At 71.4% G+C, this 23,835-nt stretch carries 19 protein-coding genes and 2 riboswitches; of the genes, 11 read left to right on the forward strand and 8 right to left on the reverse strand.

What is annotated here, in order from left to right; translation table 11 throughout:
- Positions 1-46: 46 nt before the first annotated feature.
- Positions 47-961: a MerR family transcriptional regulator gene (locus ACGFIQ_RS08575; protein WP_393241303.1), complete on the forward strand. Its 915-nt coding sequence runs from the start codon at positions 47-49 to the stop codon at positions 959-961.
- Here the strand turns inward: ACGFIQ_RS08575 and ACGFIQ_RS08580 are convergent.
- Both ACGFIQ_RS08580 and ACGFIQ_RS08585 read right to left on the reverse strand, forming a co-directional pair.
- Positions 958-1,953: a ribonucleotide-diphosphate reductase subunit beta gene (locus ACGFIQ_RS08580; RefSeq protein ID WP_393242162.1), complete on the reverse strand. Its 996-nt coding sequence runs from the start codon at positions 1,951-1,953 to the stop codon at positions 958-960. The two genes, ACGFIQ_RS08575 and ACGFIQ_RS08580, sit on opposite strands and share 4 nt — an antisense overlap.
- A 71-nt stretch (positions 1,954-2,024) precedes the next feature.
- Positions 2,025-4,343 (reverse strand): ribonucleoside-diphosphate reductase subunit alpha, encoded by a 2,319-nt coding sequence (locus ACGFIQ_RS08585; protein ID WP_393242165.1) that lies wholly within the window; start codon positions 4,341-4,343, stop codon positions 2,025-2,027.
- A gap of 194 nt (positions 4,344-4,537) precedes the next feature.
- Positions 4,538-4,754: riboswitch (cobalamin riboswitch) on the reverse strand.
- 551 nt (positions 4,755-5,305) lie between these two features.
- Between ACGFIQ_RS08585 and ACGFIQ_RS08590 the strand changes: the two genes are divergently transcribed.
- A complete protein-coding gene (locus ACGFIQ_RS08590; RefSeq protein ID WP_393241305.1) occupies positions 5,306-6,700 on the forward strand; it encodes an enolase C-terminal domain-like protein in 1,395 nt (464 codons plus the stop codon).
- Positions 6,701-6,708: 8 nt separating this feature from the next.
- Positions 6,709-7,431, forward strand: coding sequence for a FadR/GntR family transcriptional regulator (locus ACGFIQ_RS08595; protein WP_393241308.1), 723 nt, complete (start codon positions 6,709-6,711; stop codon positions 7,429-7,431).
- 138 nt (positions 7,432-7,569) lie between these two features.
- On the opposite strand, the gene ACGFIQ_RS08600 is transcribed toward ACGFIQ_RS08595, so the two are convergent.
- The 4 genes from ACGFIQ_RS08600 to ACGFIQ_RS08615 all read right to left on the reverse strand — a co-directional run bounded on the left by ACGFIQ_RS08600 (position 7,570) and on the right by ACGFIQ_RS08615 (position 11,668).
- Positions 7,570-8,382, reverse strand: a complete 813-nt coding sequence (locus tag ACGFIQ_RS08600; protein ID WP_393241311.1) for an ATP-binding cassette domain-containing protein — start codon at positions 8,380-8,382, stop codon at positions 7,570-7,572.
- Positions 8,382-9,434 (reverse strand): ABC transporter substrate-binding protein, encoded by a 1,053-nt coding sequence (locus ACGFIQ_RS08605; RefSeq protein ID WP_393241314.1) that lies wholly within the window; start codon positions 9,432-9,434, stop codon positions 8,382-8,384. Before ACGFIQ_RS08605 ends, ACGFIQ_RS08600 begins: the two co-directional genes overlap by 1 nt.
- A gap of 40 nt (positions 9,435-9,474) precedes the next feature.
- Positions 9,475-10,482: an ABC transporter permease gene (locus ACGFIQ_RS08610; RefSeq protein ID WP_357076103.1), complete on the reverse strand. Its 1,008-nt coding sequence runs from the start codon at positions 10,480-10,482 to the stop codon at positions 9,475-9,477.
- 307 nt (positions 10,483-10,789) lie between these two features.
- Positions 10,790-11,668 carry an amidohydrolase family protein gene (locus tag ACGFIQ_RS08615; RefSeq protein ID WP_393241317.1) on the reverse strand — a complete coding sequence of 293 codons (879 nt, stop codon included), beginning with the start codon at positions 11,666-11,668 and terminating at the stop codon, positions 10,790-10,792.
- 290 nt (positions 11,669-11,958) lie between these two features.
- Positions 11,959-12,034: riboswitch (cobalamin riboswitch) on the forward strand.
- Between the two features lie 57 nt (positions 12,035-12,091).
- On the opposite strand from ACGFIQ_RS08615, the gene ACGFIQ_RS08620 reads away from it, so the two are divergent.
- The 8 genes from ACGFIQ_RS08620 (at position 12,092) to ACGFIQ_RS08655 (ending at position 21,895) form a co-directional block, all read left to right on the forward strand.
- Positions 12,092-12,295 carry a CbtB domain-containing protein gene (locus ACGFIQ_RS08620; protein ID WP_393241320.1) on the forward strand — a complete coding sequence of 68 codons (204 nt, stop codon included), beginning with the start codon at positions 12,092-12,094 and terminating at the stop codon, positions 12,293-12,295.
- A complete protein-coding gene (locus ACGFIQ_RS08625) occupies positions 12,286-13,056 on the forward strand; it encodes a CbtA family protein (protein ID WP_393241322.1) in 771 nt (256 codons plus the stop codon). The genes ACGFIQ_RS08620 and ACGFIQ_RS08625 overlap by 10 nt, the downstream gene beginning before the upstream one ends.
- Positions 13,053-13,643 (forward strand): histidine phosphatase family protein, encoded by a 591-nt coding sequence (locus ACGFIQ_RS08630; protein WP_393241325.1) that lies wholly within the window; start codon positions 13,053-13,055, stop codon positions 13,641-13,643. The genes ACGFIQ_RS08625 and ACGFIQ_RS08630 overlap by 4 nt, the downstream gene beginning before the upstream one ends.
- 475 nt (positions 13,644-14,118) lie before the next feature.
- Positions 14,119-15,165, forward strand: coding sequence for a polysaccharide deacetylase family protein (locus ACGFIQ_RS08635; RefSeq protein ID WP_393241328.1), 1,047 nt, complete (start codon positions 14,119-14,121; stop codon positions 15,163-15,165).
- Positions 15,166-15,308: 143 nt separating this feature from the next.
- Positions 15,309-16,727 carry a PQQ-binding-like beta-propeller repeat protein gene (locus tag ACGFIQ_RS08640; RefSeq protein ID WP_393241331.1) on the forward strand — a complete coding sequence of 473 codons (1,419 nt, stop codon included), beginning with the start codon at positions 15,309-15,311 and terminating at the stop codon, positions 16,725-16,727.
- A gap of 82 nt (positions 16,728-16,809) precedes the next feature.
- A complete protein-coding gene (locus ACGFIQ_RS08645) occupies positions 16,810-17,925 on the forward strand; it encodes an endonuclease domain-containing protein (RefSeq protein WP_393241334.1) in 1,116 nt (371 codons plus the stop codon).
- The gene (locus ACGFIQ_RS08650) at positions 17,922-18,620 is read left to right on the forward strand and encodes a hypothetical protein (protein WP_393241337.1); all 699 of its coding nucleotides are present in this window, start codon (positions 17,922-17,924) and stop codon (positions 18,618-18,620) included. The genes ACGFIQ_RS08645 and ACGFIQ_RS08650 overlap by 4 nt, the downstream gene beginning before the upstream one ends.
- Positions 18,617-21,895 carry an ATP-binding protein gene (locus tag ACGFIQ_RS08655; RefSeq protein WP_393241339.1) on the forward strand — a complete coding sequence of 1,093 codons (3,279 nt, stop codon included), beginning with the start codon at positions 18,617-18,619 and terminating at the stop codon, positions 21,893-21,895. The genes ACGFIQ_RS08650 and ACGFIQ_RS08655 overlap by 4 nt, the downstream gene beginning before the upstream one ends.
- 116 nt (positions 21,896-22,011) lie before the next feature.
- Here the strand turns inward: ACGFIQ_RS08655 and pdxY are convergent, their stop codons facing one another.
- Both pdxY and ACGFIQ_RS08665 read right to left on the reverse strand, forming a co-directional pair.
- The gene (gene pdxY / locus ACGFIQ_RS08660) at positions 22,012-22,863 is read right to left on the reverse strand and encodes a pyridoxal kinase PdxY (protein WP_393241342.1); all 852 of its coding nucleotides are present in this window, start codon (positions 22,861-22,863) and stop codon (positions 22,012-22,014) included.
- A 139-nt stretch (positions 22,864-23,002) separates the two neighbouring features.
- Positions 23,003-23,797 (reverse strand): S1 family peptidase, encoded by a 795-nt coding sequence (locus ACGFIQ_RS08665; RefSeq protein WP_393241345.1) that lies wholly within the window; start codon positions 23,795-23,797, stop codon positions 23,003-23,005.
- Between the last annotated feature and the right edge of the window lie 38 nt (positions 23,798-23,835).

A 23,835-nucleotide genomic window follows, 5' to 3' on the forward strand; every position in this document is an offset into this window, starting at 1 on the left:
TGGACACGTTGACCCGTACCCCAGGGTGCGGGTTTAGGGTCGCGGGATGCAGGTGGGTGAGCTGGCACGACGGACCGGGACCACGGTCCGGGCGCTGCGCTACTACGAGTCGGCCGGGCTGGTCGTGCCCCGGAGGCTGGGCAACGGCTACCGGGAGTACGACCCGATCGCGGTGCGGCTGGTGGCCCAGATCCGCGAGTTGATGGCGCTCGGCCTCACCGTGGAGGAGACCCGCCCGTTCGTCGAGTCGATCGCCGGTGGCGCCGACGAGGCCGACGTGTGCGCGGCGGCGGTGGCCACGTACCGCAGCACCATCACCAACCTTCAGGAGCGGATCGGTCGGTTGACCGCCCAGCGGGAGGCCCTGGACGCGCGACTCGACGCGGCCGCGACCCGGGTCGTGCCCGGCGGTGAGACGGTCGGTGCCGACCCCGCCACGCTGGTCGGGACCAGCCTGCCACCCCTGTCCTTCTACGGCACCGACGGCCGCCCGGTCGATCTCGGCGCGCTCGGTGCCGGGCGCACCGTCGTCTTCGTGTACCCCCTGACCGGGCGGCCGGGTGTCGACCTGCCCAACGGGCTGCTGGAGGTCCACGGCGCCCGGGGCAGCACCGAGCAGGCCGCCTGGTTCCGCGATCACCACGCGGAGCTCCGCGCGGCCGGCGCGGCCCGGGTGTACGGCCTGTCCGCGCAGTCGACCGGGTACCAGCGGGAACTCGCGCACCGGCTGCGGTTGCCCTACCCCCTGATCCCCGACCCGCGGCTGACCCTGGCCGACGCGCTGCGGCTGCCCACCCGCACCGCCGGCGACATGACGCTCTACGAACGGTTGACGCTGATCATCGCCGACGGCGAGGTCGAACACGTCTTCCACCCGATTCCGGACCCGGCGTCGCACCCGCTGCACGTGATGCGGTGGCTCACCAAGCGACGCCAGGCCCCCGGCTCGGTCGCCGCCTAGAAGTCGTCGTCGAAGGCGACGGTGCCGGCCACCCCGACCTGGTACGCCGAGACGCGCCGCTCGAAGAAGTTGGACAGCTCCTGCACGTCCTGCAACTCCATGAAGGCGAACGGGTTGCTCGACCCGTAGTGCGGGGCGAGGCCGAGCTGGGCCAGGCGACGGTCGGCCACGTGCTGGAGGTACTCCCGCATGTCGGTCAACGTCAGACCGGGCACCCCCTGGCCCACCAGGTCCTCGGCGAACTGCACCTCACACTCGACGGCCTCGGTGAGCATCCGCCGGACCTGGTCGGCGAGGTCGTCGTCGAACAGGTCGGGTTCCTCCGCGCGGGCGGTGTCGACGACGTCGAACGCGAACGCCATGTGCATGGACTCGTCGCGGAACACCCAGTTGGTGCCGGAGGCGAGGCCGTGCAGCAGGCCGCGGGAGCGCAGGAAGTAGACGTACGCGAACGCGCCGTAGAAGAACAGCCCCTCGATGCAGGCGGCGAAACAGATCAGGTTGAGCAGGAACGTCCGCCGGTCGTCGCGGGTCCGCAGCTCCCGCAGGTTGTTCAGCGAGTCGATCCAGCGGAAGCAGAACTCGGCCTTACGGCGGATCGAGGGGATGTTCTCGATGGCCGCGAAGGCGGCGAACCGCTCGGTCTCGTCCGGCACGTACGTGTCGAGCAGGTTCAGGTAGAACTGGACGTGCACGGCCTCCTCGAACAACTGCCGGGACAGGTAGAGGCGACCCTCCGGGCTGTTGACGTGCTGGTAGAGGTTGAGCACCAGGTTGTTGGCGACGATCGTGTCACCGGTGGCGAAGAACGCCACCAGCCGGCTGACCAGGTGCCGCTCGGCCGGCGACAGCTTGTCCAGGTCGGCGAGGTCGGCGTGCAGGTCGACCTCCTCCACCGTCCAGGTGTTGCGGATCGCGTCGCGGAACCTGTCGAAGAAGTGCGGGTAGCGCATCGGGCGGAGGGTGAGGTCCATCCCGGGGTCGAGCAGCATGTGCGTGGTCCTCGTGTCGGTGGTGCTCGTGTCGGTGGTGCCGGCGTCGGTGGTGCTCGTGTCGGCGGGGGTCACTGGCAGGCCTCGCACGACTCGGGGTTCTCCAGCGAGCAGGCCAGCGCCTGCGCGTCGGCCGCCACCGGGGCGACGACCGCGACGGTGGCCTGCTGGATCCGCGTGGCGGGGCGCGAGCGCAGGTAGTACGTGGACTTCAGCCCAGCCTTCCAGGCGTACAGGTACATCGACGAGAGCTTGCCGATGGTCGGCGCGGCCAGGAACAGGTTCAGCGACTGGGACTGGTCGACGAACGGGGCGCGGGCGGCGGCCAGGTCGACAAGCGCCCGCTGCGGCAGCTCCCACGCGGTACGGAACAACTCCCGGACGCCGGCCGGCAACTCCGCGATGTCCTGCACCGACCCCTCCGCCCGCTTGATCGCCGAGCGGATCCGGTCGGTCCACAGGCCGCGGGCCTTCAGCTCGCGGACCAGGGCGGTGTTGACCTGGAGGAACTCCCCCGACAGGGTCTCGCGCTTGAACAGGTTGGACACCTGCGGCTCGATGCACTCGTAGCACCCGGCGATCGAGGCGATGGTCGCGGTCGGGGCGACCGCCACCAGCAGCGAGTTACGCAGCCCGTCCGCCGCGACCCGTTCCCGCAGGGCGGCCCAGCGCGCGGTCTGCGTACCCTCGACACCCCACAGGTCGGGTTGGAGCTGGCCCCGCGCGGCCCGGGTCTGCGCGTACGCCGGGTGTGCGCCGAAGCGACGCGCCAGGTCGGCGGAGGTCTCCAGCGCGGTCAGGTACAGCTCCTCGCTGATCCGGGTGGACAACTCCCGCGCGCCCGGGGAGTCGAACGGCAGCCGCAGCGCGAAGAAGACGTCCTGCAGGCCCATCAGCCCCAGCCCGACCGGCCGCCAGCGGGGGTTGCTCGCCGCCGCCTGCTCGGTGGGGTAGTAGTTGATGTCGATGACCCGGTCGAGGAAGGTCACCGCGGTACGAACCGTGGCGCGCAGCCGATCCCAGTCGATGCCGCCGTCGGTGAGGTGCGCGGCGAGGTTCACCGAGCCGAGGTTGCACACGGCGGTCTCGGCGTCACTGGACACCTCGATGATCTCGGTGCACAGGTTGGACAGGTGCACCACGTTGCCGTCCTCGGCGGTCTGGTTGCACAGCCGGTTCGCGGCGTCCTTGAAGGTCATCCACCCGTTGCCGGTCTGGGCGAGGGTCCGCATCATCTTGCCGTACAGCTCCCGTGCCGGGACCTGCCGCACGTGGCGACCCTGCGCCTCGGCCTGCCGGTACGCGGCGTCGAACCGTTCCCCCCACAGGTCGGGCAGTTCGGGCACCTCGTGCGGGTCGAACAGCGACCACATCTCGTCGGCCTCGACCCGGCGCATGAACTCGTCCGGGACCCAGTTGGCCAGGTTCAGGTTGTGGGTGCGGCGGGCGTCCTCGCCGGTGTTGTCCCGCAGTTGCAGGAACTCCTCGACGTCCGGGTGCCACGGCTCCAGGTACACGCAGGCCGCGCCCTTGCGTCGGCCACCCTGGTTGACCGCGGCGACGCTCGCGTCCAGCGTGCGCAGCCACGGCACGATCCCGTTGGACTGCCCGTTGGTGCCGCGGATCAGCGCGCCCCGGGACCGCACCCGGGAGTACGCGATGCCGATGCCGCCGGCGAACTTGGACAGGTTGGCGACCTGGGCGTACCGCTGGTAGATCGAGTCCAACTCGTCACGCGGAGAGTCGACCAGATAGCAGGAGGACATCTGGGTGTGCCGGGTGCCGGAGTTGAACAACGTCGGTGAGCTGGGCAGATAGGCCAGGCTGGACATCAGCCGGTAGAAGCCGACCGCCTCGTCCGGCGTCTGGGACAGCCCGCAGGCCACCCGCAGCAGCCAGTACTGCGGGGTCTCCAGCACCAGCCGGCTGGTGGGGTGGCGCAGCAGGTACCTGTCGTACACCGTGCGGAGGCCGAAGTACTCGAACCTCCGGTCGCCGTCGGTGTCGATGGCGTCGTCGAGCATCGCGGCGTGGGCGGCGACGAACGCGGCGGTGTCGTTCCCGATCAGGCCCTCGGCGTGACCGACCCGGATCGCCGCGCTGAACGAGGTGACGCCCTGCCGGCGCACCTCCTTGTCGACGTAGCCGGCCAGCAGCCGGGCCGCGAGGCGGGAGTACTGCGGTTCCTCACCGATCATCTCGGCTGCGGTCTGGATGGACAGCCGGTCCAGTTCGGCAGTGCTCGCGCCGTCGTACAGGCCGCTGATCGTGCGGGTGGCGACGCGCATCGGGTCGACGTCGGTCAGGTCGTCGGCCCACCGCTCGACCGCCCGGACGATCTTGTTGACGTCCACGGACTCGGTGCTGCCGTTGCGTTTGCGGACCTGCATCGGCGTTCGCCGCAGGACCGCGTCGCCGCTTGCCGGGACTACCTCGGTGACTGTCACCACTCACTCCTCGCGAGTTCGAGACCTGAGGGCCTTCGGACGCGTGGAGACAGACACCAGCGGACGCCACGCCGGGCAGGCGCGGGTCAGGTGGCGTCGGCCGTCCCACGCGGCCTCGGACCGCCGCCCACCCGGGTGCGGGTGCACGGCGCGCTGGCAGGTCTTCGGACTCGCGGGCACGACCGGGTCGCCGGTCTCCTACTGGCCGTCGCTTCCCAGACCGATTGGTGGCCCAGTGCTCATGACGGCTGTCGTTCCCACTCACCGCTGCGGGACAGTCCCGGATTTCCACCGGGTTCCCTCTTGCCTCGACCGCTCGGGATGAACGGCCGAACCAGCTGCGCTCGACACCATATATAGGGACGCTGCGGTTGTCACACCCCACATGTCGGTCCCGGGCGTGTCGACGCCGTGACTGGTGATGGTCGTCACCGGCTCGCACGGACCCAACCGGCGCGCGGCAGCCACGCCCGCGCGGACGCCATCATCGAGCAGGTGCCGCCATACGGAAAGGTGTGATGTATCAAGTCTCCAGACGTAAGGATCCCTATTTATTTCCGACCGTCAATGCCAGGATCTGAAGTGGACATCCAATCTTCCGGGAGCACTGTCCACTCCTCGCGCCAATATCCCAATCCCGCCGGCCGCACCTCAACAGTCCGGGAACGACGACGATTCGTCGCGCCGCAGAGTGTCTACCAGCGCCACGAATGTTGTCACCGCCGCTGCCGAGGCCGCGGGCCGGGTGCGGCGACCGGGGGGACAGCGCGCTGACGCATTCACATCGGGACCGAAACATTGGATGTCTTGGATTCCTGGGTGATCGACGTCGTTGACGTGCTGGATTGGCCCTCCGTATACTCGCAGAGATCATCTGATCTTTAGCCTAGCCGGGCGAGGAGCGCATGCCGCAGATCACTGCCGTCACCATCGAGGACGTCCGCTTCCCCACCTCCCTGACCGCTGACGGCTCCGACGCCATGAACAAGGACGGCGACTACTCGGCGGCCTACGTCGTCCTGCACACCGACGGCGTCGACAGCACGGGCGCGCCACTCGCGGGCCACGGTCTGACCTTCACCATCGGTCGCGGCAACGACATCGTCGTCGCGGCGGCGGTCCATCAGGCACAGCGCCTCGTCGGCGTGGACGTCGCGACGATGGCCGCGGACATGGGCGCGGTCTACCGCCTGCTCACCTCCGACTCCCAACTGCGCTGGCTCGGCCCGGAGAAGGGCGTCGTCCACCTGTCGCTGGCCGCCGTGCTGAACGCGTCGTGGGACCTGGTCGCCCGGGTCGCCGACAAGCCGCTGTGGCGGCTGCTCGTCGACATGTCCCCCGAGCAGCTCGTCGACATCGCGGACCTGCGCTACCTGTCCGACGCGCTGACCCGGGACGAGGCACTGGCCATCCTGCGCGCCAAGGAGAGCACCAAGGCCGCCCGTCTCGCCGAGCTCGACCGGACCGGCTACCCCGCCTACACCACCTCGGCCGGCTGGCTCGGCTACGGCGACGACAAGCTGCGCCGGCTGTGCCAGGAGGCGGTCGACACCGGCTACGGCTACGTCAAGCTCAAGGTGGGCGCCAACCTCGACGACGACATCCGCCGCTGCGGCATCGCCCGGGAGATCCTCGGCCCGGACCGCAATCTGATGATCGACGCCAACCAGGTGTGGGACGTCGGTCAGGCCATCGAGTGGGTCAAGGCCCTGGCGCGGTTCCAGCCACTGTGGATCGAGGAGCCGACCAGCCCCGACGACATCCTGGGCCACGCCGCCGTCCGTCGCGCGGTCGCCCCCATCGGTGTCGCCACCGGCGAGCACTGCCACAACCGGGTGATGTTCAAACAGCTGTTCCAGGCCGGGGCGATCGACTTCTGCCAACTGGACACCGGCAGGTTGGCCAGCATCAACGAGATCGTCGCCGTGTTGCTGCTCGCCGCGAAGTTCGACATCCCGGTGTGCCCCCACGCCGGCGGTGTCGGCCTGTGCGAGATGGTCCAGCACGTGTCGGTGCTCGACTACGTCGCGATCTCGGGTGACCTCACCAACCGGGTCACCGAGTTCGTCGACCACCTGCACGAGCACTTCACCGACCCGTGCGTCATCCGGGACACCGGCACGGGCAGCGGTTACGTCCTGCCCCACCAGCCCGGCTACTCCACCCGGATGCGCCCCGAGTCGGTCGAGCTCTACCGGTTCCCCGACGGCAACTACTGGACGGCGGCAGACCCGACTACCGTGTCATCTCCGGAGCCGTACGTGATCGCGGGTGGGGCGGCCACCCCCGCCGGCCGGTAGGGGGTGTCATGTCGCGCACCGACGAGGTGGTGAACGGCATCAAGCGGATGATCCTCGAAGGGCGCTTCAAACCCGGGGACCGCCTGCCCATCGAGAAGGATCTCGCCGAGTCGCTCGGCGTCTCGCGGGGCTCACTGCGCGAGGGGATGTCGGCCCTGTCGATCCTCGGCATCGTCAACATCCGGCAGGGTGACGGCACCTACGTCACCAACCTCGACGCGCCGCAACTGCTGGCCCCGATGGGCTTCGTGGTGGATTTCCAGGGCCAGGGCGACACGCGGCACATCCACATCGTCCGACGACTGCTGGAGTGCGAGGCCGCCCGCCTGGCGGCGACCAGGATCACCGACGAGGCCCTCGCCCAGGCGGCGGAGCTGCTCGACGAGGCGGCCCGGATCGCCGGACGATCTCCGCAGGAGCACGAACGGATCATGGAGATCGACATCGCGTTCCACCGGATCATCGCGGTGCACGCCGACAATCCGGTGCTCGTCGGCCTGATCGAGGCGTTCGCCGGGCGCACTCTGCGCGGGCGGCTCTGGCGGAGTCTGCACGAGGAGGGCGCGGACCGGCGTACCCACGACGAGCACGTCGCGATCCTCAAGGCCCTCGTCGCACGCGACCCGGAGCGCGCGCGGATCCGCATGGCCAACCACCTGATCGGGGTGGAGGAGTCGCTGCACGGGCAACCCGACGACGCCGACGCCACCATCGAGCCGGCGCGGTTCTGAGCACCCGCCCCGGCGGCCGGCGGCGTGCGCACCCGTCGCCGGGCCGGGGCTGCGGTGCGAGTCACCGATCGACGCGCGCGTCACCGCCAGGGTGCGTTTCGGAGGTGCTGGCCGCCCAGCACCTCCGAAACGCTCCCCCTACTCCCGATCCGCGCCGGTGCTGCCGGTCATCGCCGCGACCAGGTCGTCGGTGGTGACCTCGTCCGCACGAAGCCGGGCGGCCCGACGGCCGAGCCGCAGCACCTCGACCCGGTCGGCGATCTCCAGCACCTGCGGCATGTTGTGACTCACCAGCACCACCGACATGCCGGCATCGCGGGCGCGCCGGACGACGTCGAGCACCCGCCCGGTCTGCACGACACCGAGCGCCGCGGTGGGCTCGTCGAGAATGACCACGCTCGTCGCCCAGATGATGGCGCGGGCCACCGCGACGCACTGGCGCTGCCCACCGGACAGCATCGCGATCGGGGTGGTGACCCGGGGGATCCGCACACCCAACTGGTCCAGGGCCGCGGCGGCGCCCTGCCGCATGGCGCGCTTGTCGAGCAACCCCAGCCGGCCGAGCGGCCCGGAGCGCAGGATCTCCCGACCGAGGTACAGGTTGGCGGCCACGCTGAGGTCGTCGGCGACGGCGAGATCCTGGTAGACGGTCTCCACCCCCGCACGCCGGGCGTCGACAGGCGTGGAGAACTGGACCGTACGACCACCCACCCGGATCTCGCCCTCGTCGGGCGGGTGGACACCGGACAGCGTCTTGATCAGGGTGCTCTTTCCGGCGCCGTTGTCGCCGATCAGCGCCACGACCTCACCCCGATGGACCGTGAAGTCGGCACCCCGCAACGCCTCGACGTGCCCGAACCGCTTGACGATGCCCCGGGCTTCGAGGACCGGCGCTTCGTCGGCGGTCGGCTGCCTGTCGCTGTCGGCGGTGGCCGTCGGGGTCGCGCCCATCACTGCACCGGAGGGTTGGCGCAACTCGGCTCGAGCACCGCCTTGATCTCCGCGGAGTCGATGTTCTCCTTGGTGACGAACGTGACGCCGGTGTCCGCCGACGCCAGCGGCGCCTTGTCCCGCAGGTGCTTGACCATCTTGTCGACGCCGAAGTAGCCCATCTTGAACGGGTTCTGCACGACCAGCGCGGAGATCTGGCCGCTGCGCACCCCGGCGATCTCGTCCGGGGCGGCGTCCCACCCGATGATGACCACCTTGCCGGACTTGCCGGCCGCCTGGATGGCCTGCGCGGCACCGAGCACGCTCGGTTCGTTGGCGGCGAAGACGCCGGCCAGGTTGGGGTTGGCCGTGAGGATGTTCTCGGTGACGCGTCGTGCCTCGTTGACGTCACTGCGGCTGGGCTGCTGGCCGACCAGCTTCAGGTTCGGATACTGGGCGAGGCCAGCCTTGAAACCGTCCACCCGCTCGGTGTTGGTCTGCGACCCGGGCTGGAACTCGACGAGCGCCACCTGGTGGTTGCCGGGGCCGAGCTCGGTGGCGAGCAGCTTCGCCGCCTCGGTGGCCGACGCGCGGTTGTCGGTGGCGAACAGCGGCACGTTCGACGGCTGCGGGCTGGTGCCAGAGTCGATCATCGCGACCGGGATGTTCGCGGCGAGCGCCTTGTCGGTGGCGGGCGCCAGCGCACTGGAGTCGGTGGCCGCGTAGACGATGCCGTCGACCTTCTTGGTGACGAAGTTCTGGATGAGGTTGACCTGGCCCTCGACATCGGTCTCGGCGGTCACCCCGTCCCACTGGACGGTGACGTCCCCCGCGCGCTGCGCGGCGCACTCCGCGCCCGCCTTCACGGTGTTCCAGTAGTCGGCACCGACGGCCTTCGGCACGACGGCGAGCTTCAACGGACCGCTCGCCGCCTTCGTCGCGCCGTCGCCGCCGTCGCGGACCTCGACCCCGCCGCAGGCACTGAGCAGCGCGGTCGCCGCGGCCGCGGCCAGAACGGCCTGTACGCGGAGAACGGGCCGTCGTGCCCGCCGGCTGGTGGTGGTGTGCGCCATGGTGTGTGTCCTTCCTCGTTCGGACTCTCGGAATGGCATGTCAACCCCGTGATTCCAGCCGCCGGCGGCGGTACTGGTCGAAGTAGACGGCGGCCCAGATGATCAGGCCGACGATCACCTGCTGGTAGTGGATGCTGATGTCGAGCAGGACGGCGCCGTTACGCACCAGGGCGATGAGGAAGGCGCCGATGATGGTGCCGACGATCCGGCCCTGACCACCGAACAGGCTGGCACCGCCGATGACCGCGGCGGCGATGACGTCGAGCTCCAGCGAGATCCCGTAGTTCGGCTGGCCGGAGTTGACCCGGGACGCGGCGATCATGCCGCCCAGCCCGACCAGCACACCGGCCAGCACGTACACCCCGGTCAGGTGACGCCCCACCCGGATGCCGGAGCGGCGGGCCGCCTCCAGGTTGGAACCCATCGCGTAGGTGTACTGACCGAAGCGGGTCTGCGAGAGCAGGAAGGCGACCCCGACCGCGACGAGGACGGTGATCAGCACGGCGAACGGGATGCCGAGGATCTCCCCGTTGCCGAGCAGCTGGAAGGAGCGGGGCAGACCGTAGACGCCGACCGCGCCGGTGATGATGAAGACCAGGCCCCGACCCACGGACATCGTGCCCAGCGTCGCGATGAACGGAGGGATCCGGGCGACGGTGACCAGCAGCCCGTTCAGCAGACCGGCCAACGCGCCGACGCCGATCGCGACAGCCGTCGCCGCCCACACCGAGAAGCCGAGGTCGCGGACGACCATCGCTCCCACGACGCCGGCGAGCGCGGCGACCGACCCCACGGACAGGTCGATGCCCTTCGTGATGATGACCATCGTCTGCGCCGTGGCGATGATGGCGATCACCGCGGTCTGCGCCCCGATGTTGAAGAGGTTGTCAGCCGTCAGAAAGTACGGGCTGGCGAAGGTCAACGCGATAAACAGGACGACGAGCGCCGTCGCCGCGGTCAACTCGGAAACGGCGTGGGAGATCCGTTCGCGGAACCAGTCGCTGAGTTCGCCGCGCTGCGTGCCGGCGGATGCCTCGACGGTGCTCATCGTCGGATCTGACCTCCCAAGCGTGGCCCCGGCGCGGCGACGGGGAACCCCCGGCGCGCCAGGAACCTCTCAGCCACCCAGCCTGCCCGGCGGGGAGCGCGGCCGCTTGCCCGCGCCACCCGTCGGGATAGGTCGGATGTTTCCCTCGATCAGGCGTTACCTTGCCAGCATTGACGCATGTTGCCAAGGTCTTACGGCCATGTTGTCGTCGTTACCTGATCCGGTGGCGGCATACGTCCGATCAAACGGGCATTCCCCCACAGCCCATTGACAGGGGCCGAGCTGAGACACGTCCGTCCACGAGGCGTCAGGGGGTCTCCAGCCGGTACGCCCGGCGGGCGGTCCGTTGCCAGATCGCCGCCCGTTCGTCGTCGCCCAGCGGGCCCAGCAGCTCGGTGAGTGCCTCGACCCAGCGCGCGTACGAGGAGGCGAGCAGACTCACGGGCCAGTCCGAGCCGAACATCAGCCGCTCCGGGCCGAACACGTCGAGTGCGTGCTCGACGGCGGGCCGAAGGTCCGCCGTCGTCCACGAGGGGCCGTCCACCTCGGTCACCAGACCGGAGAGCTTCGCCGTCGTGTTGGGCTCGGCGGCGAGCGCCCGCAGGTCGCGGGGCCAGTCGCCGAGGCCGGCGCGCCCGAGCGAGGGCTTGCCGAGGTGGTCCAGGACGAACCGCATCCGGGGCAGGTCACGGACGAGCCGGGTGGCCGCCGGTAGTTGGTGGTCGCGCACCAGCAGGTCGAACGCCAGGCCGGCGGCGCCCACCGCGGCGATGCCGCGCCGGATGTCCGGGCGGTCGAGGTACGCCGGGTCGGGCTCGGACTGGACGAGGTCGCGAATGCCGACCAGTCGCTCGCCGCCGCGCGCCGCCTGGAGCCGGGCGAGACGGTCACCGACGTTGTCGGCGGTGAGGTCGACCCAACCGACGACCCCGGCGATGAGGGGGTCGTCGGCCGCGATGCCCAGCAGCTCGGGCGTCTCCGTCCGGACGGGGACGGACTGCACCACGACGGTCTGGGTGACTCCCGCGGCGCGGGCCAGCGGGGCGAGGTCGAGTGGGGTGAAGTCGTGGTCGATCGCGGCCATGGTGTGCGGATCAATCCAGGGCTGCGGGTGCCGGGCCCGGACCCAGAGATGATGGTGCGCGTCGACGATGCCCTGGCCTTGCACAGCCTCGTTCGTCGTCATCGGACATGCCCTGACGTGCTCACGTACTCTCCACCCCGCCCGTTCATTGGTCAGATGTCCGGGTCGGCTCGGCGTAACGGAGCCGATCCGGCAGTTCGACCATGCTAGCCGTAACAAGCCGGCAATGGGGCTGCGGAGCGCGTACCTTGGCGCAACCAAGCATCATATCTTTGACATCCAGGTTTGTCGATACTCGCATCATGACGACCTGGCGGCTCCGCGCTCGCAGCCGGGTTGACCGCCTGCGGCGGCACCGAATACCGTCGACCCACTATCTGCGGCGACGCGAGGGAAGCCGGTGTGAATCCGGCGCGGTCGCGCCACTGTAAGCGGTCCCAGTGCCACCGGGGCCGCGAGCCAGGACGCTCGGTCGTCCGCAGCCTTGCGATGGGGACGCGTCATCCCCGGGGAGGTTCGTGTCAGATGTCTACTTCCACGTCGAGCCAGCCGTTGGTGCATCCCGCTGGCGACACTCGTCTGCTGTGGACGGTCCTGGCGACCGTCGTGACGCTCAGCCTGCTGGCCTACCTCGTCGCCTTCGATCAGGGAGCCGTCTCGCGTAGCGGGATGTACCTGCACGAACTGATGCACGACGGCCGGCACCTGCTGGGTGTCCCGTGCCACTGAAGTCCGCCACCGCTCCCCCGTTCCGCACCGTCCTCGTCCGTGGGCTGCTCGCCGGCCTGATCGCCGGCCTGCTCGCCGGGGCGTTCGCCTACGTCGCCGGCGAACCGCGCGTCGAGGCGGCCATCGCCATCGAGGAGGCGGCGACACACGCCGAGCCCGCGACCGGCGGGCACGACCACGAGGATGCCCTGGTCAGCCGGACCGGCCAGCGCGGGGGCCTGTTCCTGGCCACCGGCCTGTTCGGCGCCGCGATGGGTGGCCTGCTGGCCACCGCGTACGTGCTGCTGTCCCGCCGTCGGCGCAGCTACGACGACGGCCGGTCGGGCCTGCTGCTGGCCGGCGCGGCGCTGCTCGGCGCGGTGATCGTGCCGTTCTTGAAGTATCCGGCGAACCCGCCGGCCGTCGGCGACCCGGCCACCATCAACCAGCGCACCGTCACCTACCTGCTGATGGTGGTGCTCGGCCTGGTGGCGGTGTGGGCCGGCACCCTCGGCTACCGGGCGGTCGGCGACCAGGCGCCCGCGTGGCAGCGCGCCGCCGCGGCCGCTGGCGGGTTCCTGCTGGTCAGCGTGGTGTCCTACGTGGTGATGCCCTCCTTCCAGGAGGTCCCGGCCGACTTCCCGGCGACCCTGCTGTGGGACTTCCGGCTGGCCTCGCTCGGCACCCAGGTGGTGCTCTGGGCCGGGATCGGCCTGCTGTTCGCGGCCCTGATGCACCACGACCAGCGTCGCCGGGCCGCCACCGCACTGCCGGGCACGTGACCGGCACCAGCCTCCGGCTGGTCGCCCACGGTCACACCGCCGCCCTGCGCCGGGCCCGCTTCGGCGGGGCCGACGACGGCCTGGACGAGGGCGGTTTGCGTGCCGCCCTCGCCCGGGCCGGCGCCGACCGGCGCGGGCACGTCGGCGCCGACGAGGTCTGCCTGTCCAGTCCGGCGGCGGCGGCCACCCAGACCGCGTCCGCCCTCGGCCTGCGGCCCACCATCGAGGCGGCGTTGGCCGACTGCGACTACGGCGACTGGACCGGGCGGGCCTTCGAGGAGATCGCCGGTGACCATCCGCAGGCGCTGCACGAGTGGCTGTCCACACCGGATCGCGCACCCCACGGGGGCGAGTCCGTCGCGGCACTACGGCACCGGGTCGGTCGCTGGTTGGACGGGCAGCGCGCACGTGGGGGGCGGATCATCGCGGTCACCCACCCGCTGGTGATCCGGGTCGCGGTGGTCCACGCCCTCGACCTGCCGCTCGGGACGTACCGACAGGTGGACGTGGAGCCGTTGGCCATCGTCCGGCTCACCAGCCAGGGCACCCGCTGGCAGCTACGACTGGGCGCGGCGCGAACGGACTGAGCCGACGCGCACGGCTGCGGCGGAGGGCCGTCGACGCGTACGGTGCCGACCGCGCGGCCGTTACCGCTTGGTCGCCCCGTTTTCCAGGACGTCGCGGTGTCCGAGCCGGTGCGACGCACCGACACCTCAGGAAGCCGAGTCGATCGCAGCACGCCAGAACCTGGCGCGGGTGACCGATACTTCCGGCTGCTTTCCGGATCACGTCAGGTGTCGATGCGTCGACGGACGTGAACGACCCACCGCGGCGCCCGGCTTCCCCGGCCCCTGGAGCACCGGGTCGAGCCCTGCAGGCGTGCGTTGCGGTGTTCCGGAGGACTACCGGAACTTGTTGACGCCTCGGAAATCTCGCTGCAATACTCCGATCCATCGAGGTCAATGCGATCGACTCCGGTCCGGCCTCCCCACCCACCCACACCTGTCCGGACCGTGCCGCCCGCGTTCCAGAGCCCGTCCGGCCCGCGAGAAGGGGCATCAGATGAGCAAGGTCTCCCCCGGCACGGCCCTGCGATCGAGGCGGTTGCGCGCGGCGCTGGCCGCCCTCACCACCGCCGCCGCGATGTGCGGCGTCGTCCTCGCCGCCACCTCGGCCCCGTCGAGCGCCGCCGTCTGCAACGGCTACGTCGGCCTCACCTTCGACGACGGCCCCACCGGCAGCACCAGCGCACTGCTCAACGTGCTGCGCGCCAACGGCGTACGGGCCACGATGTTCAACGTCGGGCAGAACGTCCAGAACAACCGGGCCGCGGCGCAGGCGCAGGTGTCGGCCGGCATGTGGGTCGCCAACCACAGCTGGAACCACGCCCACATGACCTCGATGAACCAGTCGCAGATGCAGTCCGACCTGTCCCAGACCAACTCGGCGATCCAGTCGGCCACCGGCGTCCGGCCGCAGTTGTTCCGGCCACCGTACGGGGAGACCAACTCCACCCTCCAGTCCGTCGCGTCGTCGCTCGGCCTGCGCCAGGTGATCTGGGACGTGGACTCACAGGACTGGAACGGCGCGAGCGTCAGCCAGATCGTGGCCAACGCGAGCCGCCTCCAGGCCGGTCAGGTCATCCTCATGCACGACGGCATCCAGAACACCCGCGACGCCATCGGGCAGATCATGGCCAACCTCACGAGCCGCAACCTGTGCCCCGGCATGATCTCGGCGTCCACGGGCCGCGCGGTCGCTCCGGACGGCACGACCCCGCCGCCCACCACCGGCACCCCGCCGCCGGGCACGGGGACTCCGCCGCCGGGCAACGGCGGCTGCACCGCGACGCCGACGACCACGAACGTCTGGGGCGACAGGTACAACACGTCGGTGACGGTCAGCGGCGCCAGCACGTGGACCGTGGTCGTGGCCCTCACCGCGCCGCAGCGGGTCTCCACCATCTGGAACGGCTCCGCCACGTGGGACAGCAGCGGCACCGTCATGACCGTACTGTCCAACGGCAGCGGCAACACCTTCGGCTTCACCACGATGACCAACGGCAACAGCGGCGCCCGTCCGCAGATCCGCTCCTGCGCCACGGGCTGACCGCCCGCGGGCGATGCGGTGTCGGCGGGTGTCCCGGCGCGCTCCGGGCGCCCGCCGATTGTGTCGGTGGTGGCCGTTAGCGTGTGGGCACTGTCGCCGCGCCGGCCCGCTCAGGCCGGTCGCTGACCCCCTCGGAGGCCCCCATGTCCCAGGAGACGACCTACCTCGAACTGTCCGAAGTGGATGGTGCGCACAAGTTCTACGAGGTCATCGTCGACAACGCCACACTGACCGTGCGGTACGGCCGGATCGGCGACCAGGGGCAGGTCAAGGCCAGCGCCTACCCGGACAACGCCCGGGCCCGAGCGGCCGCGGCGAAGAAGATCGGGGAGAAGGTCCGTAAGGGATACTCTCCGGCGGTGCCGGGGGTCCGCCAGAAGCGCACCGTCTCCCGGCGGCAGATCGTCAGCACCCGCTCCACCGCCCACACCGCCCCGGTGCTCTGGCGCTACGACTCCGGTGCCCCCGCCTTCGGCATCTTCGTCGACGGGCAGCACTGCATGGTCGGCAACGAACACGGCGTGATCACCACGCTCGACCACGACGCCCGGGTGCGCGGCCAGGTCCGCCTTCCGGACGGGGTGAAGTGCATCGTCGCCGACGACGCCTGGGTCTACGCGGGCTGCGACGACGGCAACGTCTACGACCTCTCCGGCAAGATGCCCCGGGTGGCGTACGCGATCGCCCCGGAAATCGACATCTACTGGCTGGACATCCACGACGGCGTCCTGGGCGTGTCGGATGCCGACGGCGGGATCACCGCCGTCGACCACGAGGACGAGTTCCTGTGGCGTCGACCCGGGCGCGGGCGCTCGGCCTGGATGGTGCGGTGCGACGACGACGCCGTCTACCAAGGTCATTCGACTGGTGTGACCGGCTACGAGTGGCGCACCGGCCGCGAGTTGTGGCACACCAGCACCGGCTCGGTGCTCTTCGGCTGGCAGGAGCACGGCAGCGTCTTCGCCGGCACCAGCACCCGCGAGGTGGTGCGGCTGTCCAAGGCCGGCCGATTCGAACGCAGCTACCGGTGCGACGCCCCGGTGTTCTCCTGCGCCACGGCCGAGGGCGGCCGCTACGTCTTCGCCGGTGACAGCCAGTCCTCGATCTACTGCTTCGACGCGGCGGGCACCCGCCTGTGGAAGCTCGGCACCGGCTGCGGCTCGGCATACTCCATGCAGTACCACGACGACCGGCTCTACGTCGTCACCACCGCCGGCCACCTGGCCTGCATCGACGCGAGCGAGCCGGCGATCCGGGCGGCCCAGGCCGGCGACGTGCCCGAGGTCCGCGACGTCAAGGCCCCCCGCCAGGCGCCACGGCCGGTCGAGCCGACGATCGTCGAGGTGACGAGCGACTCGGGTGCGGGCGTGGTGGTGCAGTGCCTGGACGACCGGGGCCGGCTGCGGGTCCAGGTGCTCTCCGACGGCTACCGGCGCGACTGGAGCGTGCAGTTTCCCAAGGGGATCCGCGAGCCGGGCGCCCGCTATCTGGTGACCGAGGTCCGCGAGTCCAGCCGTGGTGGGTTCTACCGGGCGTTCGGCGACATCCGCCGCCTGCGCTGAGCCGCCGATCGCCGCGGCTGTGGCAGGGCGGGCGGCATCGACGGGGCACCTGTCGGGTTCGCCGGTGTCATAGGGTGCCGGCATGGCCCACCCCGTCCGAGCCGACGGCGAGGCCGACCAGGCCTGGTGGGCCGCCCCGCCCACCCGGCGGGTCAGTCACCTGCCGGCCGTCGACCCCGAGGTGCTGCGGGTGGCACTCGACCCGTTGCCGCCAGCGGCGCCGGCGGTCGTGCACTACCGGCCCACGGCTGTCGATTCGCTGGGCGACCTCGTGGCCGACGTGCTCGACCAACTGGACACCGCGGCGCGCGCGATGTTCCCCGGTTGGCTGCCCGACGCGGCCCGCCTGGAGACCGAGGGCACGCTCGGGTCGGCGGCGGTGCGCGCCCTCGCGGCCCGTGCCGCCGCCCGCTCCCCGCACTTCGGTCCGTTTCTCGCCGACCTCGCCGAGCGCGCGCTGCGCGGTCCGCGTCAGCCCGCCGCCCGGTCCCGCTTCGCCCCGGGGGTACGCGCCGCCGGGCTCGCCCGGGTGATCGCCGAGGCGTACGACCGGGAGGGTTGCGTCCTCGTCATCGCCCTGCCCGACCTGGGCGAGGATGCCGAGCGGACGCTCGTGGCCGCCGCCGAGTGGCTCGTGCGGCACGGTGGTTGCACGGTGTGGCTGGCCGGCGGGCCCCTGCGTCACGCCGACCGGGTGCGGTCGGTGCCGATCCAGCTGCCGGCGCGGTTCACCAACCTGGCCGGCGCGACCGACCCGGCCACGGCCACGGCCACGGCCACGGCCGCAGAGCATGCCCCGACGGTGTTGGCCTGGCCACCGATCGCGGGCCTGCCACGCGGCGACAGCGCGGCCGAGCAGGCACTGGAACGCGCGCTCGCACCACACGACTGGGCGCGGGGACGGCGGTGGAACCACACCTACGAGTGGCACCTGCTGGGCACGTCGTACCGGCTGGATCTCTTTTGGCCCGTCGAGGGTCTTGCGGTCGAGGTGGACGGCCCGGAGCATCGTGGGCGAATCGCTTTCGCCAACGATCGGCGGAGGGACGTGCAGTTGCAACTCCTCGGGCTGGACGTGCTCCGCTTCACCAACGAGCAGGTGCTCACCGACGCGCCGGCGGTGGTCGACGGGATCCGTCGGCTGCTGGCCCGGCGACGCGCGGGCGGCACGCACCCCCACGGAGATGAGAGATCATGACCAGCCCGGCGGATGTCCCGCACCTGACGCCGAACCAGATCAACGCCCTCGTGGTGCTGATGGTGGAGGCGCGCCGACTCACCAACACCGAGCTGAACGAGCTGGCCGGTTTCACGCTCACCGGTAAGGACAACAAGAAGCTCGTCGACCTGGGCCTGGTCGAGACCGACCGGACGACCCGCCCGTTCGCCCACGAGCTGACCGAGGAGGGCTGGCGGGTGGTCCGGCACCTGCACCTCAGCGCGCCGCCGAAGCAGGGCGGCTCGACGACCCGGTCGTTGTTCGTCGTGCTGTCCAACCTGCACCGTTCGCTGGACCGGCTGCGGGTCAGCCACGGCGACTTCTTCAAGCAGACCGACGCCACCGCCTTGGCGACCGGTGCGCCTCGACAGGAAGCACCGGCCACGGCGACCGCGACGGACGTGACCGCGACGGACGTGGAGGCGCTGGTTCGGACGGCGTACCGGGAGCTGGCGACCGCGCCGGGCGCGTGGGTCGGCCTCGCCGACGTGCGGGACCGGCTCGCGGACACCGACCGGGCCTCGTTGGACGCCGTGTTGCGGGCGATGGTCGGCCGGGAGGACGTCCGCATCATCCCGGTGGCGAACACCAAGTCGCTCACCGCACGGGACCGCGCCGCGGCCGTCCGCATCGGGAACGAGGACAACCACGCCCTGGCGATCGGCCTCACGTGATCTCCGACGACCAGCGGGGCGCGCTGGAGGCGGTGAGTCTCAACCCGGCCGTCACCCCGGACGACGTCTGGCGACCCAGCCCGCACAACGTTCCGGAGCTGCACGAGAAGGTGGTCGCGGAGATCCTGCGCGGGGTGGCGCGGGCCCGCACCGACGACACGAGCATGCCGCTCGGCGTGGCCATGCAGGGCCGCGCGGGCGCCGGCAAGACGCACCTGCTCGGGGCGGTCCGCGAACGGATCCAGCGTGAGGGCGGCTACTTCTTCCTGGTCGACATGGTCAGTGGCAAGACGTTCTGGGAGAGCGTCGCCCTGGCCCTGGTGGAGGGGATGGGCCGCGCCCACGTCGGCTGGGGCACCCAACTGAAGACGTTCCTGCGCCGCCTCACCCCCCAGCTCGGCCTGCCGGTGGAGGTCCGCGACGCGGTCGCCGGCGCCACACCGGTGACCCGTGCACAGCTCGACGCCTTCGTCCGGGCACTGCGCGAACGCGATCGGGAGGTCGGGCGGGACGCCCAGGACACCGCTCGGGCGCTCGTCCTGCACGGTGCCGTCGACTTCGAGGCGCAGGACGTGGGGTACGCCCACCTGATCTCCGAACCGGGAGACCCGGCCGCACGGGCGGCGTGGGGGCTGAGCGCCTCCGCCCGCACCCCGCAGCAGATCGTGCAGGACATCTCCCGGCTGATGGCGCTGGCCCTGGACCCCACGGTCATCGCCGTGGACCAGCTCGACACGCTGTTCGCCCAGACCAGCACCTCGATGCTGCAGCACCACGAGGGGCTGGAGGACGGCCAGGCCAAGGTGTTCGGCCCGATCGCCGACGGCCTGCTCAAACTTCGCGACATCACCCGCCGCACGCTCGTCGTCGTCTCCTGTCTGCCGGACACGTGGGTGCTGATGACACGTACGGCGCCCACTCCGGTCGGTGACCGATTCCGTGCGGCGACCCTGCCGGACCGGATCCCCACCCCGCAGATCGGGCACGCGATCGTGGCGAAGCGCCTCGCCGCCGCGTTCGCGGGTCCGCGCTTCGTCCCACCCCACCCCACCTGGCCGATCGCCCCGGACGCCTTCGCCGACGCACCCACCCTGACACCACGCGCCCTGCTGCGTCGGGTGGACCGCCATGTCGCCTGGTGTCGCGACCGCGACGAGGTGGTCGAACTCGACCGGCTCATCGACAGCGCCGACTCGACGCCGACGGCGCCCACCGTGCGCGTCACGCCGGGCGACCCGACGACGGACGAGCGCCGCCTGCGCGAGTTGGACGCACGGTTCGCCGAGCTGGTCGAGACCGTGGACGTGTCGGCCGCCGTCGACCCGGCCCGCGAGGACGAGCACATGCCACCGCTGCTCGCCGCCGGCCTGGCCGCCTGGATCGCCGAGCAGGCGCCGACCGGTGCCACCTACAAGTACGATCCGCCGCCGGGGCGCAAGCCCGCACTGCACGGGCGGCTGATCGAGGTACTCGACGAGGCCACCGAGAACGAGGCGCACTGGTGCTTCCGGGCCATCGCGCACCCCAACGCCATCGCCGTGACCGCCCGGGTCAAGGCCGCGTGCACACTCGCCGGACTGGACCGGGACCTGCCCCAACGGCGGCTGATCCTGCTGCGCAACGGTCCGTGGCCGACCGGGAGGCGTACCACCGAGGTGTTGGCCGGCTTCGACGCGGCCGGCGGGCTCCGGCGCGCGGTGCCGGAGGCGGACCTGCGGGTCTTCGCGGCGCTGCGGGTGATGGCGACCGAGCCGTCCACGGCCTTGCAGGAGTGGCTGGTGGCCCGTCGTCCGGCCAGCGGCACCGAGCTGTTCCGGGCGGTGCTGCCCGGGCCCGAGCGGCCCCGCGACGGCGGGCCGCCGGCACCTCCCGACGACGGGGTGCCCCCGCCGGGCGGCGTCGGGGCTCCGACGGGTGGTGCCGAGGCGGGTTCGACAGGCGGGCCGGCCGCCGACGGGGCCGGTGGCCCGTCGACCGGCCACGCCGCTGTGGCCGTCCCCGCCGACACGGTCGACCTGGTGGCCGACACCGGCGGTCGGAGCATCGGGTTGGGGCGGACGGTCGACGGCGGCCACCCGTTCACGGTGCCCCTGGAGTCGTTGCGCCGGCACACCGTCGTGTTCGCCGGATCCGGTTCGGGCAAGACGGTGCTGATCCGTCGGCTGGTCGAGGAGTGCGCGCGCGAGGGGGTCTCCGCGATCGTGCTCGACCCCAACAACGACCTCGCCCGGCTCGGTGACGCGTGGCCCGCACCGCCGAGCGGCTGGGGTCCCGGCGACGCCGAACGAGCCGCCGACTACCTCGCACACACCGAGGTGGTGGTGTGGACGCCCCGGGTCACCGCCGGCCGGCCGCTGAGTTTCCAACCACTGCCCGACTTCACCTCACTGCGGGACTGGCCCGACGAGTTCGACCAGGCGGTCCGCTCGGCCGTGGAGGCGCTCGCGCCCCGGGCCGGCGTGGACCGGTCGAGCAGGCTCGCCCAGCAGGGCAAGGCCGTCCTCACCGAGGCCCTGCAGGCGTACGCGCGAAGCGGGATGGTGGGCCTGCCCGGCTTCACCGAGTTCCTCACCGACCTGCCCGAGGGGGTCAGCCGGCTGGCCCGTGCCGGCAAGCTCGCCGAGGAGTTGGCCGAGGCGCTCAAGGCGGCGATGGTCACCGACCCGCTCTTCGGTGGGGTCGGTGCGCCGGCCGACCCGGGGCTGCTGCTGACGCCCTCGCCGGGCCGGCGGGCCCGGGTGTCGGTGATCAGCTTCGTCGGCCTCACCTCCGAGCACCAGCGGCAGAGCTTCGTCAACCAGTTGCAGATGGCGCTGTTCGCGTGGATCAAACGGCACCCCGCCGGTGACCGACCACTGGGTGGGCTGTTCGTGATGGACGAGGCGCAGACGCTCGCGCCGTCGACCGGCACCACAGCGTGCACCGCCAGCTCGATCGCGCTCGCCTCCCAGGCCCGCAAGTACGGGCTCGGGTTGGTCTTCGCCACCCAGGCGCCCAAGGGTCTGCACAACCAGATCTCCGGCAACGCGACGACGCAGTTCTTCGGGCTGCTCAACGCGCCCGCGCAGATCGACGCGGCCCGGCAGCTCGCCGAGGCCAAGGGCGGGCGACTCGCGGACATCGGCCTGCTCAACAGCGGCGAGTTCTACGCCGCGGGCGAGGGGTTCTCGTTCGTCAAGGTCCGTACCCCGTTGTGCCTGACCCATCACCCGAAGGCCCCGTTGAGCCCCGAGGAGGTCGTCGCCCGCGCCCGGGGCGCGGTCGCAGGCCACTGACCGCCGCTCGGGCGCGGTCGCAGGCCACTGACCGCCGCTCGGGCGCGGTCCCGGGCCACTGACCGCCGCTCGCGGCGCGGTCCCGGGCCGGCGCTGGCGTCTCGCGAGCCGCCGAGTCAGCGCAGCCGGCGGGCGGCGAACCGGGCCGGCGGGTCGGCGATCACGTCCTGTGCGGCGATCAGCTGGATCTCCCGGGTGCCCGCCGAGAGGGTCGCCTCGAGGATAGCGAAGACGGAGCCGATGGTGCGTTCCAGTGCGGTCGCGGGTGCGCCGGTGGTGCACAGGTGTGCGAGGTACAGCGCCGCGGTGACGTCGCCGCCGCCGTTCGGGTTGATCGGCAGCAGCGGGGTGGTCACCGCCCAGGCGCCCTCGTCCGAGACGGCCACCACCTCCAGCGAGCCCGGTGGCAGGTCGCTGTGCAACACGCTTGTCACCAGGACGTGGCGGGGCCCGGTCGCGCGCACGACGTCGACCGCGTCGAGCACCTCGGCCAGCGAGGTCGTCGTCCGGCCGGCGAGGAAGTCCAACTCGAACTGGTTCGGGGTGATGATGTCCGCGCGCGGCACGACGGTGTCCCGCAGGTACTCCGGAATGCCCGGCCGGACGAACATCCCCCGCCCGACGTCACCCATGACCGGGTCGCAGCAGTACACCGCGGCCGGGTTGGCGGCCTTGACCTGCTCCACCGCGTCCAGGATCACCGCGCCCACGGCCGGGTCGCCCTGGTAGCCGGAGAGCACCGCGTCGGCGCTGCCGAGGACCCCACGGTCCGCGATGCCCGCGATCACCTCGGCCACGTCGGCCGCCGGCAGCATCGGCCCACGCCACGCGCCGTACCCGGTGTGGTTGGAGAAGTGCACGGTCAGGACGGGCCAGACCTCGTGCCCGAGGCGTTGCAGCGGAAAGGCCGCCGCCGAGTTGCCGACGTGACCGTAGGCGACCGACGACTGGATGGACAGGATCTTCACCGGCCCATCATCGCCGCTGTGGTCGGTGCCGCACGCGCGGCCCGCCGAATCTGTCGGGTGGCCCACTCACCGCCCACCCCGACGGCACGCGACGGGCGACCCGGAGATCGTCGTCCGGGCCGCCCGTCCGGTCGTCCGGTCAGCCGCCGAGGCTCGCCGCGGCGGAGGCGATCGACGAGGCGAAGTAACTCACCTGGGTGTAGACGCCCGGGTAGTTGGGTCGGGCGCAGCCGTTGCCCCAGCTGACGATGCCGACCTGGATCCAGGCGTTGCCGGCGTCGCGGCGGAACATCGGGCCACCCGAGTCACCCTGACAGGTGTCCGTGCCGCCGCTGGCGTACCCGGCGCAGATCTCCTCGGCGGGGATGAGGTCGCCGCCGTAGTTGGCGTTGCAGGTGGAGTCGCTGACGAACGGCACGCTCGCCTTCAGCAGGTACCGCTGCTGGCCGCCGCCCTCCCGCGCGGCGCCCCACCCGGCGACGGTGAAGGTGCCGCTGTCGTATGCGGTCGTGGTGGCGATCGGCAGCGTGCTCAGGCCGGTGACCGGGGTGGCCAGCCGGATCAGCGCCCAGTCGCGGCCGGAGCCGTTGTAGCCGGGGGCCCGGTAGACGTAGTTGGACCGGACGGTGATCCGGCTGGACGACCGGAGGTCGACGGTCCCGAGCGTCGCGGTGATGCTGGTGTTGGTGCCGGTCGAGCCCACGCAGTGTGCCGCGGTGAGCACCAGGCGGGGGCTGTACAGAGCCCCGCCGCAACCCATCGAGAGCCGCACCATGAACGGGAACTCACCCTGGGCGGCGCGAGTGCCGCCGACGACGTTCGGCGTCATGGGGTTGTCGGCCGCCGCGGCCGGTGCGGCGAGGGTGAGGCTGGCCGCGGTCAGCGCGGCCAACGCGGTGGCCAACAGGCCGGTGAGGGTACGCCAGCGAGCCATGCATTCCTCCGCATCAGGATGGCACGCCTCGTGAGCGC

Source organism: Micromonospora sp. NPDC048898, from assembly GCF_043198035.1.
Taxonomy (GTDB): Bacteria; Actinomycetota; Actinomycetes; order Mycobacteriales; family Micromonosporaceae; genus Micromonospora.

Bases quoted from the DNA above. Each gene is read 5' to 3' on its own strand.
- ACGFIQ_RS08575 (WP_393241303.1), top strand. From the start codon at position 47: ATGCAGGTGGGTGAGCTGGCACGACGGACCGGGACCACGGTCCGGGCG.
- ACGFIQ_RS08580 (WP_393242162.1), bottom strand. From the start codon at position 1,953: ATGCTGCTCGACCCCGGGATGGACCTCACCCTCCGCCCGATGCGCTAC.
- ACGFIQ_RS08585 (WP_393242165.1), bottom strand. From the start codon at position 4,343: ATGCAGGTCCGCAAACGCAACGGCAGCACCGAGTCCGTGGACGTCAAC.
- ACGFIQ_RS08590 (WP_393241305.1), top strand. From the start codon at position 5,306: ATGCCGCAGATCACTGCCGTCACCATCGAGGACGTCCGCTTCCCCACC.
- ACGFIQ_RS08595 (WP_393241308.1), top strand. From the start codon at position 6,709: ATGTCGCGCACCGACGAGGTGGTGAACGGCATCAAGCGGATGATCCTC.
- ACGFIQ_RS08600 (WP_393241311.1), bottom strand. From the start codon at position 8,382: ATGGGCGCGACCCCGACGGCCACCGCCGACAGCGACAGGCAGCCGACC.
- ACGFIQ_RS08605 (WP_393241314.1), bottom strand. From the start codon at position 9,434: ATGGCGCACACCACCACCAGCCGGCGGGCACGACGGCCCGTTCTCCGC.
- ACGFIQ_RS08610 (WP_357076103.1), bottom strand. From the start codon at position 10,482: ATGAGCACCGTCGAGGCATCCGCCGGCACGCAGCGCGGCGAACTCAGC.
- ACGFIQ_RS08615 (WP_393241317.1), bottom strand. From the start codon at position 11,668: ATGACGACGAACGAGGCTGTGCAAGGCCAGGGCATCGTCGACGCGCAC.
- ACGFIQ_RS08620 (WP_393241320.1), top strand. From the start codon at position 12,092: ATGTCTACTTCCACGTCGAGCCAGCCGTTGGTGCATCCCGCTGGCGAC.
- ACGFIQ_RS08635 (WP_393241328.1), top strand. From the start codon at position 14,119: ATGAGCAAGGTCTCCCCCGGCACGGCCCTGCGATCGAGGCGGTTGCGC.
- ACGFIQ_RS08640 (WP_393241331.1), top strand. From the start codon at position 15,309: ATGTCCCAGGAGACGACCTACCTCGAACTGTCCGAAGTGGATGGTGCG.
- ACGFIQ_RS08645 (WP_393241334.1), top strand. From the start codon at position 16,810: ATGGCCCACCCCGTCCGAGCCGACGGCGAGGCCGACCAGGCCTGGTGG.
- ACGFIQ_RS08650 (WP_393241337.1), top strand. From the start codon at position 17,922: ATGACCAGCCCGGCGGATGTCCCGCACCTGACGCCGAACCAGATCAAC.
- ACGFIQ_RS08665 (WP_393241345.1), bottom strand. From the start codon at position 23,797: ATGGCTCGCTGGCGTACCCTCACCGGCCTGTTGGCCACCGCGTTGGCC.